Source organism: Pseudomonas sp. OG7 (assembly GCF_014192825.1).
GTDB classification, from domain to species: Bacteria; Pseudomonadota; Gammaproteobacteria; order Pseudomonadales; family Pseudomonadaceae; genus Aquipseudomonas; species Aquipseudomonas monteilii.
The window spans coordinates 550,053-564,230 of record NZ_JACHYK010000003.1 but is presented as its reverse complement, the minus strand read 5'-3'; the positions used below and the strand labels follow the sequence as shown (position 1 = coordinate 564,230).

The 14,178-nt window shown below is 61.8% G+C and carries 15 protein-coding genes; 13 read left to right on the top strand and 2 right to left on the bottom strand.

The features are described from left to right. Window positions 1–240: 240 nt before the first annotated feature. From FHW75_RS10750 to FHW75_RS10740, 3 genes are read left to right on the top strand one after another with little or no spacing between them, the layout of a single operon-like run. A complete protein-coding gene (locus tag FHW75_RS10750) occupies window positions 241–900 on the top strand; it encodes a paraquat-inducible protein A (protein ID WP_019099331.1) in 660 nt (219 codons plus the stop codon). Further along, window positions 887–1,510, top strand: a complete 624-nt coding sequence (locus FHW75_RS10745; RefSeq protein ID WP_016713417.1) for a paraquat-inducible protein A — start codon at window positions 887–889, stop codon at window positions 1,508–1,510. Before FHW75_RS10750 ends, FHW75_RS10745 begins: the two co-directional genes overlap by 14 nt. After that, entirely contained in the window at window positions 1,503–3,803 is a 2,301-nt protein-coding gene (locus FHW75_RS10740) for a PqiB family protein (protein ID WP_025754944.1), read from the top strand. Before FHW75_RS10745 ends, FHW75_RS10740 begins: the two co-directional genes overlap by 8 nt. 198 nt (window positions 3,804–4,001) lie before the next feature. On the opposite strand, the gene rpsT is transcribed toward FHW75_RS10740, so the two are convergent. Then, on the bottom strand, window positions 4,002–4,280 hold the full coding sequence (rpsT, locus tag FHW75_RS10735) for a 30S ribosomal protein S20 (RefSeq protein ID WP_019099330.1): 279 nt from the start codon (window positions 4,278–4,280) through the stop codon (window positions 4,002–4,004). A gap of 250 nt (window positions 4,281–4,530) precedes the next feature. On the opposite strand from rpsT, the gene murJ reads away from it, so the two are divergent. From murJ to ispH, 6 genes are all read left to right on the top strand, one after another. Next, a complete protein-coding gene (gene murJ, locus FHW75_RS10730) occupies window positions 4,531–6,069 on the top strand; it encodes a murein biosynthesis integral membrane protein MurJ (protein WP_025754945.1) in 1,539 nt (512 codons plus the stop codon). Between the two features lie 118 nt (window positions 6,070–6,187). Next, entirely contained in the window at window positions 6,188–7,138 is a 951-nt protein-coding gene (ribF, locus tag FHW75_RS10725; protein ID WP_159265858.1) for a bifunctional riboflavin kinase/FAD synthetase, read from the top strand. After that, window positions 7,135–9,966: an isoleucine--tRNA ligase gene (gene ileS / locus FHW75_RS10720; protein ID WP_183673620.1), complete on the top strand. Its 2,832-nt coding sequence runs from the start codon at window positions 7,135–7,137 to the stop codon at window positions 9,964–9,966. The genes ribF and ileS overlap by 4 nt, the downstream gene beginning before the upstream one ends. Beyond that, window positions 9,959–10,474 carry a signal peptidase II gene (lspA, locus tag FHW75_RS10715; RefSeq protein WP_016713412.1) on the top strand — a complete coding sequence of 172 codons (516 nt, stop codon included), beginning with the start codon at window positions 9,959–9,961 and terminating at the stop codon, window positions 10,472–10,474. The genes ileS and lspA overlap by 8 nt, the downstream gene beginning before the upstream one ends. Continuing rightward, complete coding sequence (gene fkpB / locus FHW75_RS10710) at window positions 10,467–10,904, top strand: FKBP-type peptidyl-prolyl cis-trans isomerase (protein ID WP_016713411.1); 438 nt, start codon at window positions 10,467–10,469, stop codon at window positions 10,902–10,904. The genes lspA and fkpB overlap by 8 nt, the downstream gene beginning before the upstream one ends. A gap of 14 nt (window positions 10,905–10,918) precedes the next feature. Then, window positions 10,919–11,866 carry a 4-hydroxy-3-methylbut-2-enyl diphosphate reductase gene (gene ispH / locus FHW75_RS10705; protein ID WP_016713410.1) on the top strand — a complete coding sequence of 316 codons (948 nt, stop codon included), beginning with the start codon at window positions 10,919–10,921 and terminating at the stop codon, window positions 11,864–11,866. On the opposite strand, the gene FHW75_RS10700 is transcribed toward ispH, so the two are convergent. Next, complete coding sequence (locus tag FHW75_RS10700) at window positions 11,867–12,349, bottom strand: GspH/FimT family pseudopilin (RefSeq protein ID WP_089230434.1); 483 nt, start codon at window positions 12,347–12,349, stop codon at window positions 11,867–11,869. It abuts the gene before it with no gap. 109 nt (window positions 12,350–12,458) lie between these two features. On the opposite strand from FHW75_RS10700, the gene FHW75_RS10695 reads away from it, so the two are divergent. The 4 genes from FHW75_RS10695 to FHW75_RS10680 are packed head-to-tail and all read left to right on the top strand — an operon-like array spanning window position 12,459 to window position 14,131. Next, window positions 12,459–12,641: a prepilin-type N-terminal cleavage/methylation domain-containing protein gene (locus tag FHW75_RS10695; RefSeq protein ID WP_025754948.1), complete on the top strand. Its 183-nt coding sequence runs from the start codon at window positions 12,459–12,461 to the stop codon at window positions 12,639–12,641. Next, window positions 12,638–13,279, top strand: coding sequence for a PilW family protein (locus FHW75_RS10690; protein WP_027609924.1), 642 nt, complete (start codon window positions 12,638–12,640; stop codon window positions 13,277–13,279). The genes FHW75_RS10695 and FHW75_RS10690 overlap by 4 nt, the downstream gene beginning before the upstream one ends. Continuing rightward, entirely contained in the window at window positions 13,276–13,740 is a 465-nt protein-coding gene (locus tag FHW75_RS10685; protein WP_019099325.1) for a hypothetical protein, read from the top strand. Before FHW75_RS10690 ends, FHW75_RS10685 begins: the two co-directional genes overlap by 4 nt. 1 nt (window position 13,741) lies before the next feature. Further along, window positions 13,742–14,131, top strand: coding sequence for a type IV pilin protein (locus FHW75_RS10680; RefSeq protein WP_019099324.1), 390 nt, complete (start codon window positions 13,742–13,744; stop codon window positions 14,129–14,131). The last annotated feature ends 47 nt before the right edge of the window (window positions 14,132–14,178 follow it).

Sequence of the window (14,178 nt, the reverse complement as noted above, 5' to 3'; positions counted from 1 at the left end):
GGGGTTTTGTCTTTGTGGCCTGAAAAAGCCAAGCCCACGCAAGTCTCGGCTTTACCCAGATCCCTGTAGGAGCGGCTTTAGCCGCGAACACCGGCAACGCCGGTGCCATCCACCGTGTCGCCTGTTTCACGGGCGCGCCCGCTCCCAGAGGAAGGTCATACACCCTCCTGGCCAAGGTCAGCTCCCACAATTCGAGCCAGAACACTAGAATAGCCCCACGCACCTATTCAGAAGCGCTATATGCCAAACCCTGTCGATCCCGAAACCCTGGCCCAGTTGCCGCTGGACGAGCTTGTCGCCTGTCACGAATGCGACCTGCTGCTGCGCAAGCCCGTGCTCCAGCACGATGAAAAAGCCCAGTGCCCGCGCTGTGGCTACGAGCTCTACGCTCACCGGCACAATGTGGTCAACCGCAGCCTGGCCTTGGTGTTGACCGCCCTGTTGCTTTTCGTGCCAGCCAATTTCCTGCCAATCATGCAGCTGCATCTGCTTGGCCAGACTTCGGACGACACCGTCTGGAGTGGTGTGCTGGGCCTGTACAACTCAGGCATGCGCGGCGTAGCCGTGGTGGTTTTCCTGTGTAGCATGGCCATCCCCCTGGCAAAACTGCTTTGCCAGTTGGCAGTGCTGCTGAGCATTCGCCTGAATGTGGGGCGTAACTTCGGCCTGCTGTTCTACCGCATCTATCACCACCTGCGTGATTGGGGCATGCTCGAGGTCTATTTCATGGGGGTGCTGGTGGCCATCGTCAAGTTGGTGGACCTGGCTGAATTGACAGTGGGCCTGGGGTTGTTCTGCTTCATCAGCCTGTTATTGATCCAGGTGTGGCTCGAAGTGGTGATGTCACCTCACCAGATCTGGAGTGCGCTATCGGGGGAGGACCTGCATGCGGGCGATTGATGCGGGCATTCTTGTCTGCAATGAATGTCACCAGCTTAACCGGCAAGCGCCCGACAGCACTTCACAGACCTGTACGCGTTGCGGCGCCATCGTGCATGCGCGCCGGCCCAACAGCATCGTGCGTACCTGGGCGTTACTGATTGCTGCATCGATCCTGTACATTCCGGCCAACATGCTGCCGATCATGACCGTGAGTACGCTCGGTCAGGGCAGCCCTGACACGATCATGTCCGGCGTCATCACGCTGCTCAAGCACGGTATGGTGCCCATCGCGGCTGTGGTGTTCATTGCCAGTATCCTGGTGCCCACATTCAAGCTGGTGGGTATTGGCTTGCTGCTGTACTCCGTTCAGCGTCGGCAACCGCTGTCTGCCCGACAACGGATATTGATGTACCGCTTCATCGAATTCATTGGGCGCTGGTCCATGCTGGATATCTTTGTCATTGCCATTCTGGTGGCGGTGGTGAATTTCGGCCGAATAGCCAGTGTCGAAGCCAACCTGGGCGCTGTCGCCTTCGCAACTGTGGTGATCCTGACAATGCTTGCCGCTTTAACTTTCGATCCCCGACTGATTTGGGATAACACGGAGTCGGATGACGACCATGAGTGACCTGCCAACGGCTAAAACCCGCCCAGCCTCGAACTGGTCGGCTATCTGGATCCTGCCTTTGATTGCCTTGATGATCGGTGGCTGGCTCGCATGGCAAGCCTACCGTGATGCCGGTGTGCAAATTGAAGTCCGTTTCGAGTCGGGCGAGGGCATCGTCGCCAACAAGACTGAGGTGATCTACAAGGGCATGCCGGTTGGCAAGGTGGTAAGCCTGGTGCTCGACGCCAAGGGCGACAACCAGGGTGTGATCGCTACCATCGAGATGAACAAGGCCGCCGAGCCTCACCTGACCAAAGGCACGCGCTTCTGGCTGGTGAAGCCGAGTGTCAGCCTGGCGGGTATTTCCGGTCTTGAAACATTGGTATCGGGTAACTACATCGCCGTTAGCCCGGGGGAGGGGGAGCGCACGAAACGCTTCACTGCATTGAAGGTGGCACCACCGCTCTCGGATACGGAACCGGGCCTGCATTTGACGCTCAAGGCCGACAGGTTGGGCTCGCTCAACCGTGACAGCCCGGTGTTCTACAAACAGATCCAGGTTGGTCGCGTAAAAAGCTACCGCTTGTCCGAGGACCAGAGCACTGTAGAGGTCAAGGTCTTCATCGAGCCAGCCTACGCCAGCCTGGTTCGCAAGCACACGCGTTTCTGGAACGCCAGTGGCGTCAGCATCGATGCTTCGCTTTCGGGTGTTAAGGTGCGCAGCGAGTCGCTGTCGAGCATCGTGGCCGGTGGTATCGCTTTCGCCACGCCGGAATACCGCAAGGACAGTCCGCCCACCGACCCGAGCCTGCCGTTCCGTCTGTATGAAGACTTCGATGCAGCGCAGGCCGGTATCCGCGTCAAAGTGAAGCTGAGCGACTATGAAGGCCTGCAGGCAGGTCGCACGCCGGTGATGTACAAGGGTATCCAGGTGGGCTCGCTGAAAGCCCTGAAGATGGAAGACAACCTGGCCAGTGCATCAGCGGAGCTGACGCTGGACCCGCTGACCGAGGACTACCTGGTCGAAGGCACGCAGTTCTGGGTGGTCAAGCCGTCGATTTCCCTGGCCGGTATCACCGGCCTGGAGGCATTGGTCAAAGGTAACTACATCGCCATTCGCCCCGGCGAAAAGGGCGCCCGGCCCGAGCGTGAGTTCGAGGCCCGCGCCAAGGCGCCACCGCTCGACCTCAAGGCGCCGGGCTTGCACATGGTGCTGTTCGCCGACACCCTGGGTTCGCTGGAAATCGGCAGCCCGGTGATGTACCGCCAGGTGAAGGTGGGCAGCGTGCAGAGCTACCAGTTCGCCCGTAACAGCAACCGCATTCTGATCGGCGTGCATATCGAGAAAGAGTACGAGAAGCTGGTCAACGGTTCATCGCGCTTCTGGAACGTCAGTGGTATCACCCTGACGGGTGGCCTGTCGGGCATCAAGATCAAGAGTGAGTCGCTGCAAACGCTGATGGCCGGTGGTATCGCCTTCGACACGCCACGGCCCGATGTGGCGCTCAAGCGCCATATTCCACGTTTCCGCCTGCATGATAGCCAAGAGGCGGTAAACCGCGCGGGTACCTTGATTACCATCCGCGTTGACCGGGCAGATGGCCTGAAGCCGGGCACGGCGATCCGCTTCCGTGGCCTGGATGTGGGCAGTATCGAAAGCGTCGACCTCACCGACGACCTGCAGGCGGTGCTTCTGCGCGCTCGCATTACCGAGTCGGCAGACCGTATCGCCCGTGTCGGGACGCAGTTCTGGGTGGTCAAGCCGGCTTTGGGCCTGGTACGCACCGAAAACCTCGACACCCTTGTGGGCGGGCAGTACCTGGAAGTGCAGCCGGCGGCCAAGGACCGTGGCCCGCAGCGCGATTTCATCGCCTTGGCTGATGCGCCGCAGGTGGCGGGGCCAGAGGTCGGTTTGCCATTGACGCTTAGTGCGCCACGCCGCGGCTCGATCAAGCCCGGGGTGCCGGTGACCTACCGTGAGGTGGCGGTGGGGAAGGTGACGGGCTTCGAGCTGGGCCAGAATGCCGACCGCGTGCTGATCCATATCCTTATCGAGCCACGCTATGCGGCTTTGGTGCGCAGTGGTAGTCGCTTCTGGAACAGCAGTGGCTTCGGTTTCGACTGGGGGCTGTTCAAGGGGGCTACGGTGCGTACCGAGTCGGTGGAGACCCTGATCGACGGTGGTATCGCGTTCGCCACACCAGATGGCGAGCAAATGGGTAACCCGGCCCGGCCACAGCAGACCTTCGCCTTGTTCGACAAGGCCGAGGATGAATGGCTGCAGTGGGCTCCGAAGATTCAGATCGCCAAGTAGATTGCAAAGGGGGCCGCTTTGCGGCCCATCGCCGGTAAGCCAGCTCCCACAGGAGTACCGCCAGACTCAAGGCTGGCACAGTCCCTGTGGGAGCTGGCTTGCCGGTGATGCGGTCAGATCAGGTTACTTGGGCAGGTCCATCAAATCACAGGCAACAAAAAGCCGACCCTAGGGTCGGCTTTTCGACTAGCACGTCGCTTAGGCAGCTGCAGTTTCTTTCAGCGCCTTGATGTGGCCATTCAGACGGCCTTTGTGACGAGCAGCCTTGTTCTTGTGGATGATACCTTTGTCGGCCATACGGTCGATTACAGGTACAGCCAGAACGTAAGCGGCTTGCGCTTTTTCGGCGTCTTTTGCGTCGATGGCTTTAACTACATTCTTGATGTAGGTGCGGACCATGGAACGCAGGCTGGCGTTGTGGCTGCGACGCTTCTCAGCCTGTTTTGCACGTTTCTTGGCGGAAGGTGTGTTGGCCACCGTCGAGCTCCTCGAAAGACTTTAGGTAAATAGCAAACAAAATAGGCCGCGAATCATGCCGATCAGTCGACCGGATGTCAAGGCCACCTGCAAGGTTCCGCCGAGCGGTGCGCCAACAAGCGGGAAAGATTCCTTTCTGCTGCGCGACCTGTACACTCGGGAATTTTTGGCTCCCCTGCGAAGGCGCGGGAGTATCGCACATTCGGACGCTGTCTGGCAGCGTCCTCTGTCATTGGCGTGAATCTTTTCGATGAACCTGCTCAAATCCCTGGCTGCAGTAAGCTCGATCACCATGATTTCGCGGGTGCTGGGCTTTGTTCGCGACACCATCCTGGCCCGCATCTTTGGTGCTGGTGTCGCCACCGATGCCTTCTTCATCGCGTTCAAGCTGCCCAACCTGCTGCGGCGCATCTTCGCCGAAGGGGCCTTCTCCCAGGCCTTCGTGCCGATCCTGGCCGAATACAAGACCCAGCAAGGCGAGGAGGCGACTCGCACTTTCATCGCGTATGTCAGTGGCCTGTTGACCCTGGTCCTGGCCTTGGTCACCGCCATCGGCATCCTGGCTGCACCGTGGGTGGTGTGGGCCACAGCCCCGGGCTTTGTCGACAGCGCGGAAAAATACGAGCTGACCACTGCGCTGTTGCGGGTGACTTTTCCTTATATATTGCTGATCTCGCTGTCTTCCCTGGCCGGGGCGATTCTCAATACCTGGAACCGTTTTTCGGTACCCGCCTTCACCCCGACCCTGCTGAACGTGGCGATGATCGCCTTCGCCGTGCTGCTGACGCCGTACTTCGACCCGCCGATCATGGCTTTGGCCTGGGGTGTGCTGGCCGGTGGCCTGGCGCAGTTGCTGTACCAGCTGCCAGCGCTGAAAAAGATCGGCATGCTCGTGCTGCCGCGCCTGAACCTCAAGGACGCGGGTGTATGGCGGGTGCTGAAGCAGATGCTGCCGGCGATTCTCGGGGTTTCGGTAAGCCAGATTTCGCTGATCATCAACACCATCTTCGCCTCCTTCCTGGTGGCCGGCTCGGTGTCGTGGATGTACTACGCCGACCGCCTCATGGAGCTGCCCTCGGGCGTGCTCGGCGTTGCCCTGGGTACCATCCTGCTGCCGACTTTGGCCAAGACCTATGCCAACAAGGACCGCGAGGAGTATTCGCGAATCCTCGACTGGGGCCTGCGGTTGTGCTTCCTGCTGGTACTGCCATGCACCTTGGCCTTGGCCATCCTTGCCGAGCCGCTGACCGTGGCGCTGTTCCAGTACGGCAAGTTCAGTGCGGTTGACGCGGCCATGACCCAGCGTGCGCTGATTGCCTATTCCGTGGGCTTGCTGGCGATCATTCTAGTCAAGGTACTGGCACCCGGCTTCTATGCGCAGCAGAATATCCGCACACCGGTGAAGATCGCGATTTTCACCCTGGTCTGCACCCAGCTGTTCAACCTGGCCCTGATCGGCCCGCTGGCCCATGCCGGCCTGGCCCTGGCGATCAGCCTGGGCGCCTGCCTGAACGCCGGCCTGCTGTTCTGGAAGCTGCGCAGCCAGCAGCTGTTCCAGCCCCAGCCCGGCTGGGCGATGTTCCTGCTCAAACTGGTGCTGGCGGTGGGGTTGATGTCGGCGGTACTGCTGGCCGGGATGCACTTCTTGCCGGCCTGGGAGCAAGGCAACATGCTTGAGCGCCTGCTGCGCCTGGGGGCGTTGATCCTGGCAGGTGTGGTGACGTATTTCGGCTGCCTGTACCTGTGCGGCTTCCGGCCCCGGCATTTCGCCCGCAAGGCCCTGCACTGAGGCTTCGGACGGGTCAGGCGTCGGTTTTTCACATTCCACGCCGCCCTTGGGCGCTGCTGCCTGTCACCAGCGCCCGGGTGTGGTTATAATCGGCCACTTTATGAGCAAGAAGCGCGTTATGCAGCTGGTTCGAGGTCTTCACAACCTGCGCCCCGAGCACCGGGGCTGTGTCGCCACCATTGGCAACTTCGACGGGGTTCACCGCGGCCACCAGGCAATCCTGGCGCGCCTGCGCGAGCGCGGCCAGGCGTTGGGCCTGCCGACCTGTGTGGTGATCTTCGAACCGCAACCGCGCGAGTATTTCGCCCCCGATACCGCACCGGCGCGTCTGGCACGCCTGCGCGACAAGGTCGAGCTACTGGCCGCCGAAGGTATCGACCGAGTGCTGTGCCTGGCGTTCAACCAGCGGCTGAGCAAGCTCAGCGCCGATTCCTTCGTCAAGGCCATCCTGGTTGACGGCCTGGGTGTGCGTCACCTTGAAGTGGGCGACGACTTCCGCTTTGGCTGCGACCGCGCCGGCGGCTTCGCCTTCCTGGTCGAGGCCGGCCAGCAGTATGGTTTCACCGTCGAGGCCGCCAACACGGTGATCCAGGACGGCCTGCGCGTCAGCAGCACTGAGGTGCGCAAGGCCCTGTCCGAAGGCAACTTCGAGCTGGCCGAACACCTGCTGGGCCGCCCGTACAACATCACCGGCCGCGTGCTGCATGGCCAGAAGCTGGCCCGCCAGCTCGGCACACCTACCGCCAACATCCAGCTCAAGCGCCGCCGCGTGCCGCTGTCCGGGGTCTACCTGGCCAGCATCGAGATCGACGGCAAGGCCTGGCCGGGTGTCGGCAATATCGGCGTGCGCCCCACCGTTGCCGGTGATGGGCGCCCGCACCTGGAGATTCATCTGCTGGATTATGCCGGCGACCTTTACGGCCGGCGCCTGACGGTGGAGTTCCACCACAAGCTGCGTGAAGAGCAGCGATTTGCCTCCCTGGAGGCGCTGAAGTCGGCGATCGATGCGGATATCGCCGCCGCACGTGCACATTGGCACGCTCAACCGCTAACGAAGAGCCTGAAATGACCGACTACAAAGCCACGCTTAACCTTCCGGACACCGCCTTCCCCATGAAGGCCGGCCTGCCTCAGCGCGAACCGCAGATCCTGCAGCGCTGGGACAGCATTGGCCTGTACCAGAAGCTGCGCGAAATTGGCAAGGATCGTCCCAAGTTCGTCCTGCACGACGGCCCGCCCTATGCCAACGGCAAGATTCACATCGGTCATGCGCTGAACAAGATCCTCAAGGACATGATCGTCCGTTCCAAGACCCTGGCCGGCTTCGATGCGCCGTACGTGCCGGGCTGGGACTGCCATGGTCTGCCGATCGAGCACAAGGTCGAGGTAACCCACGGCAAGCACCTGTCCGCCGACCGCACCCGCGAGCTGTGCCGCGAGTATGCTGCCGAGCAGATCGAAGGGCAGAAGACCGAGTTCATCCGCCTGGGTGTGCTGGGTGACTGGGACAACCCGTACAAGACCATGAACTTCGCCAACGAGGCCGGCGAAATCCGCGCCCTGGCCGAAATGGTCAAGCAAGGCTTCGTGTTCAAGGGCCTCAAGCCGGTGAACTGGTGCTTCGATTGCGGTTCGGCGCTGGCCGAGGCCGAGGTCGAGTACGCCGACAAGAAATCCCAGACCATCGACGTGGCCTTCCCGGTTGCCGATGAGGCCAAGCTGGCCGCCGCTTTCGGCCTGGATGCGCTGGCCAAACCAGCCTCCATCGTGATCTGGACCACCACCCCGTGGACCATCCCGGCCAACCAGGCGCTGAACATCCACCCGGAGTTCAAATACGCCTTGGTCGATACCGGTGAGCGTCTGCTGGTGCTGGCTGAAGAGCTGGTCGAGTCGTGCCTCAAGCGCTACAACCTGGAAGGCTCGGTCATTGCTACCGCTGAAGGTTCGGCGCTGGAACTGATCAACTTCCGCCACCCGTTCTACGACCGCCTGTCGCCGATCTACCTGGCCGACTACGTCGAGCTGGGCGCCGGTACCGGCGTGGTGCACTCCTCGCCAGCCTACGGTGAAGACGACTTCGTCACCTGCAAGCGCTACGGCATGGTCAATGACGACATCCTCACCCCGGTGCAGAGCAACGGTGTGTATGTCGAGTCGCTGCCCTTCTTCGGCGGCCAGTTCATCTGGAAGGCCAACCCGGCCATCGTCGAGAAGCTGAGCGAAGTCGGTGCGCTGATGCACACCGAAACCATCAGCCACAGCTACATGCACTGCTGGCGTCACAAAACCCCGCTGATCTACCGCGCCACCGCGCAGTGGTTCGTGGGCATGGACAAGCAGCCGACCACTGGCGAGCCGCTGCGTGAGCGCGCGCTGAAAGCCATCGAAGACACCAAGTTCGTGCCGGCCTGGGGCCAGGCGCGCCTGCACGCGATGATCGCCAACCGCCCGGACTGGTGCATCTCGCGTCAGCGCAACTGGGGTGTACCGATCCCGTTCTTCCTGCACAAGCAAACCGGCGAACTGCACCCACGCACCGTCGAGCTGATGGAAGCAGTGGCCAAGCGCGTCGAACAGGAAGGCATCGAAGCCTGGTTCAAACTGGACGCCGCCGAGCTGCTGGGCGCTGAAGCCGACCAGTACGACAAGATCGCCGACACGCTCGATGTGTGGTTCGACTCGGGCACCACCCACTGGCATGTGCTGCGTGGTTCGCACGACATCGGCCACGCCACCGGCCCGCGCGCCGACCTGTACCTGGAAGGTTCCGACCAGCACCGCGGCTGGTTCCACTCTTCCTTGCTGACCGGTTGCGCCATCGACAACCATGCGCCTTACCGCGAGCTGCTGACCCACGGCTTCACCGTGGACGAGAACGGCCGCAAGATGTCCAAGTCGCTGGGTAACACCATCGAGCCGGAGAAGGTCAACAACACCCTGGGTGCCGACATCCTGCGCCTGTGGGTTTCCGCTACCGACTACTCCGGTGAAATGGCGGTTTCCGAGCAGATCCTGCAGCGCAGCGCCGACGCCTACCGCCGTATCCGCAATACCGCGCGCTTCCTGCTGTCCAACCTGTCCGGCTTCGACCCGGCCCGCGACCTGCTGGCCCCGGAAGACATGCTGGCACTGGACCGTTGGGCCGTGGACCGCACCCTGTTGCTGCAACGCGAGCTGGAAGAGCACTACAGCGAGTACCGTTTCTGGAACGTCTACTCCAAGGTGCACAACTTCTGCGTGCAGGAGCTGGGCGGCTTCTACCTCGACATCATCAAGGACCGCCAGTACACCACCGGCGCCAACAGTGTCGCCCGCCGTTCCTGCCAGACCGCGCTGTACCACATCAGCGAAGCGCTGGTGCGCTGGATCGCGCCGATCCTGGCATTCACCGCCGATGAAATCTGGCAGTACCTGCCGGGCGAGCGCAACGAGTCGGTGATGCTCAACGGCTGGTACCAGGGCCTGAGCGAGCTGCCGGAAGGCACCGAGCTGGACCGCGCCTACTGGGATCGCGTGATGGCAGTGAAGGCCTCGGTCAACAAGGAGCTGGAAAACCAGCGTACCGCCAAGGTCATTGGCGGTAACCTGCAGGCCGAAGTCACCCTGTACGCCGACGAAGGCCTGAGCGCCGACCTGGGCAAGCTGGGCGACGAACTGCGCTTCGTGCTGATCACTTCGGCCGCCAGCGTGGTGCCGTTCGTGCAGGCGCCAGCGGATGCTGTGGCCACCGAAGTCGAAGGCCTCAAGCTGAAAGTGGTCAAGTCCGGTCACGCCAAGTGCGGCCGTTGCTGGCACTTCCGCGCCGACGTCGGCAGCCACCCGGAGCACCCGGAAATCTGCAGCCGTTGCGTCGACAACCTGAGCGGTTCGGGCGAGGTGCGTCACTATGCCTAACCCTGCAGCGGGGCGCTTCGGGCGCCTTGCATGGCTTTGGCTGAGCTTGCTGGTCCTGGTCCTTGACCAGGCCACCAAGCTGTATTTCAACAACGCCTTGACCATGTACCAGCAGATTGTCGTCATCCCGGACTACTTCAGCTGGACCCTGGCCTACAACACCGGCGCCGCCTTCAGCTTCCTGGCGGAAAGCTCGGGCTGGCAGCGCTGGCTGTTCGCCCTGATCGCCGTGGTGGTCAGTGCCGTGCTGGTGGTGTGGCTCAAGCGCCTGGGGCGCAACGAGACCTGGCTGGCTGTGGCGCTGTCGCTGGTGCTGGGTGGTGCGATCGGCAACCTGTACGACCGCGTCGTGCTGGGCCATGTGGTCGACTTCATCCTGGTGCACTGGCAGAACCGCCATTACTTCCCGGCGTTCAACCTGGCCGACAGCGCCATTACCGTTGGCGCGGTGATGCTGGCGCTGGATATGTTCAAGAGCAAGAAGTCCGAGGATCCGGTCCATGACTGACACGCGTATCGGCCAGAACACCGAAGTCACCCTGCACTTCGCGCTGCATCTGGAAAACGGCGACACCGTCGACAGCACGTTCGACAAGGCCCCGGCCACCTTCAAGGTGGGCGACGGCAACCTGCTGCCAGGTTTCGAAAACGCGCTGTTCGGCTTCAAGGCCGGTGACAAGCGTACTGTGGTGGTGGCCCCGGAGAACGCCTTCGGCCAGCCCAACCCGCAAAACGTGCAAGTCATGCCGCGGTCCAACTTCGAAGGCATGGAGCTGTCCGAAGGGCTGCTGATCATCTTCAATGACGCCGCCAACACCGAGCTGCCGGGTGTGGTCAAAGCGTTCGATGACGACCAGGTGACCATCGACTTCAATCACCCACTGGCTGGCAAGACCCTGACCTTCGAGGTGGAGATCCTCGGGGTGAAGGCCCTGTAAGCCTGGAGCCGAGCATGCAAATCAAACTCGCCAACCCTCGCGGCTTCTGCGCGGGGGTCGACCGGGCGATCGAGATCGTCAACCGCGCGCTGGAAGTTTTCGGCCCGCCGATCTATGTGCGTCACGAGGTGGTGCACAACAAGTTCGTGGTGGAAGACCTGCGCAACCGCGGTGCCATCTTCGTCGAAGAGCTGGACCAGGTGCCGGACGATGTCATCGTCATCTTCAGTGCCCACGGTGTTTCCCAGGCTGTGCGCCAGGAAGCGGCTGGCCGCGGCCTGAAAGTGTTCGATGCCACCTGCCCGCTGGTGACCAAGGTGCATATCGAGGTAGCCAAGTACAGCCGCGATGGCCGTGAGTGCATTCTCATCGGTCACGAAGGGCACCCGGAAGTCGAAGGCACCATGGGCCAGTACGACGCCAGCAACGGTGGTTCCATCTACCTCGTCGAAGACGAAGAGGATGTGGCCAAGTTGCAGGTGCGCGACCCGGACCACCTGGCCTTCGTGACCCAGACCACGTTGTCGATGGACGACACCAGCCGCGTCATCGACGCCCTGCGTGCACGCTTCCCGAACATCGGTGGCCCGCGCAAGGACGACATCTGCTACGCCACCCAGAACCGCCAGGATGCCGTGAAGCAACTGGCCGGTGAATGCGACGTGGTGCTGGTGGTGGGCAGCCCTAACAGCTCCAACTCCAACCGCCTGCGCGAGCTGGCCGAGCGTATGGGCACCCCGGCTTACCTGATCGACGGTGCTGAGGACCTGCAACAAGGTTGGTTCGACCAAGCCGCTCGAATCGGCATCACCGCCGGCGCTTCCGCCCCAGAAGTGCTGGTGCGTGGCGTGATCGAGCAGCTCAAGGCCTGGGGCGCCACTGGCGCTGAAGAGCTGGATGGGCGGGAAGAGAACATCACGTTCTCGATGCCTAAAGAGCTGCGGGTTCGTTCGCTGATCTGATCAATGGCCTGCGCACAGGGAAACCTTTTCCGGTTCACCTGTGCGCAGTCTGATTCGCCCGGTGGAAGCCATCACCACCTGAGTAAAACTGGTGGCGGCGTTTTTCTCGCAGAGCTCCAGCGTGCCACCTCTCTTGCCCAGTGGGACACCCAGTGCGCTGAACCTGATCTGATCGCCTGTATTGGCCATTATCCTTATGGGCCTTGAAAGACGTTGTTCACGCAATACCTGCTCATTGTGCTCCAGCAACACTCGCCATCCTTTTCCCCAATCGCTCTCAACGCCCTGGACCCGCACGTTCTGGCCCAGCAGCAGTGCATGGCTGCGAGCACTGCGCAGTGCCTGTGCCAAATCTCGGGCAACTGCTGCCCTGTGTAGGTCATCAGTCATTCTGGCGTAAGCCGGCATACCGAGCTGTGTCAGCAAGACGGCCACGGCCAAGGCCGACAACATTTGAATCAGTGTTACGCCTCGTTGCTTCACCGTGCATTCCTCCCTGGAAGTGCTTGGCTATAGCTTCACGTTCATCGGCCAAACCGTCTAGTCGGCCGGGTTCAGGGCTATTGCAGGAAAAGTCGCGGGAGGTGCAGGGATGCACGCAAGGCAACGGGGCATGACGCTCCTGGAAGTGTTGTTGGCAGTCGTGGTTGTGGCCGTGGGCATGTTCGCAACAGCAGCGATGCAGTTGCAGGCATTGCAGGCTGCGGACGGCGCACGTCGTGATGGGCAGGCCGCGATGGCGGTGCACAGCGAGCATGAGCGGAGGCGGCGATGAGGCGCCGCCAGATTGGGTTCGGTCTGGTTGAGATGGTGATGGCGCTGGCCATCGGATTGATGCTACTGGCAGCGGCCAGCCAGCTCTTTACCTCTGCACACCAGACCTGGCGTCTGCAAAGTACGGCAGTGCGCATGCAGGATGAGGCACGACTTGCTTTGCTGCGCATGGCGCAGGATATCCGCATGGCAGGGATGTTTGGTTGCCTGCGGATTAAACCTGACGACTTTGAGGACCCGGCTGCGCGGCAGGCTTTCGCCCGCCCCCTGGAGGTTGAACCCACTACCCTCAGCCTGGTTGTGGCGGAGTTGTCCGGAAAAACTGGCAACGGTGACTGGGTTTTGCAGACGGACTGCATCGAAAAAGTGCGCGTGGATGAAAAAACAGTAGAGGGTTACCCACTGACGTTCCCCATCAGCCAGTACGTCTATCAGTTCCATGGCAATAGGCTGAGGTTCAAGCGAAAAGGCAACTTCCAACCGCTGGTCGAGAATGTGCGAGAGGCGCGTTTCGAACGTGTGCAAACGCCGCAGGGGGAGAGGGTAGACATCACGCTGATGTTGTACGAGCCCACGCTCAAACTCGAACAGCGCCATGAACTGAGCGTGGCGCTGCGCAATCGGGTGCCGGGGCCATGAAGCGCCAACGCGGTGTCGTGCTGCTGTTGGCGCTGGTACTGAGCCTGCTGCTCGGCTTGCTGACAGCCTCTGCCTTGCGTGATGCCTTGGTAGAGACGCGAATGGCCGGCTACCTGCGCGATGGCCTGCTGGCGTTCGAAGAGGCAGAGGCCACATTGCAGGCCGGGGCAGATGAACTGCTGCGGGCACCTCCAGGCAAATGCCAGATGTGCCTGCCTCCGCCGCACCCGCACGATTTGACTGGGCAGTGGCAGCGCAGCAGCAGCGGCTACTTTCAGGTCCAGCATCTAGGCATGAGCACGCGCGTTGCGTACATGCCGGAAGGGCAGCCAGTTGTGTTGTACCGGGTAACTGCCGTCAGCCAGCAAGCACAAGCCCGGCAAGTACTGGAAGCCGTCTACGCCGTGGCCGGCGACACAATCCAGCGCATCACCTGGCGCCAAAGACTCAGAGGAGACTGACATGCAGCAAGGCTTGAGCCTGATCGAGTTGTTGATTGTGCTGGCCGTGACCGGCATTCTGGCAGCCATTGCCTACCCCAGTTACAGCGACCAGCTTCGGCGAGCCGCGCGCAGCGAAGTGGTTGGCCTGCTGCACGATGCCGCCTTGCGCCTGGAGCGCCACCGCGTGCGCACCGGCCAATACGCCGAAGGCGACCCGGCCTTGCCCGACGGCACCCGCTATTACAGCCTGCAGGCCCAGCGTGACAGCGACACCTTCACGCTGCGCGCCCGGCGGCTGCCGCATGGGCTGATGGCGCAGGATGGCTGTGGCGACTTCCAGCTTGACCAGGCCGGTGTGCAGCGCAATCCGGGTGCTGTTGAACATGGCGCCCACTGCTGGGGAAGCTGAAGGTTGAATGATGCCCCGTGCATCGCGGTTTTACTTCAGGTGTTGGA

Bases quoted from the DNA above. Each gene is read 5' to 3' on its own strand.
- FHW75_RS10750 (WP_019099331.1), top strand. From the start codon at position 241: ATGCCAAACCCTGTCGATCCCGAAACCCTGGCCCAGTTGCCGCTGGAC.
- FHW75_RS10745 (WP_016713417.1), top strand. From the start codon at position 887: ATGCGGGCGATTGATGCGGGCATTCTTGTCTGCAATGAATGTCACCAG.
- FHW75_RS10740 (WP_025754944.1), top strand. From the start codon at position 1,503: ATGAGTGACCTGCCAACGGCTAAAACCCGCCCAGCCTCGAACTGGTCG.
- murJ (WP_025754945.1), top strand. From the start codon at position 4,531: ATGAACCTGCTCAAATCCCTGGCTGCAGTAAGCTCGATCACCATGATT.
- ribF (WP_159265858.1), top strand. From the start codon at position 6,188: ATGCAGCTGGTTCGAGGTCTTCACAACCTGCGCCCCGAGCACCGGGGC.
- ileS (WP_183673620.1), top strand. From the start codon at position 7,135: ATGACCGACTACAAAGCCACGCTTAACCTTCCGGACACCGCCTTCCCC.
- lspA (WP_016713412.1), top strand. From the start codon at position 9,959: ATGCCTAACCCTGCAGCGGGGCGCTTCGGGCGCCTTGCATGGCTTTGG.
- fkpB (WP_016713411.1), top strand. From the start codon at position 10,467: ATGACTGACACGCGTATCGGCCAGAACACCGAAGTCACCCTGCACTTC.
- ispH (WP_016713410.1), top strand. From the start codon at position 10,919: ATGCAAATCAAACTCGCCAACCCTCGCGGCTTCTGCGCGGGGGTCGAC.
- FHW75_RS10695 (WP_025754948.1), top strand. From the start codon at position 12,459: ATGCACGCAAGGCAACGGGGCATGACGCTCCTGGAAGTGTTGTTGGCA.
- FHW75_RS10690 (WP_027609924.1), top strand. From the start codon at position 12,638: ATGAGGCGCCGCCAGATTGGGTTCGGTCTGGTTGAGATGGTGATGGCG.
- FHW75_RS10685 (WP_019099325.1), top strand. From the start codon at position 13,276: ATGAAGCGCCAACGCGGTGTCGTGCTGCTGTTGGCGCTGGTACTGAGC.
- FHW75_RS10680 (WP_019099324.1), top strand. From the start codon at position 13,742: ATGCAGCAAGGCTTGAGCCTGATCGAGTTGTTGATTGTGCTGGCCGTG.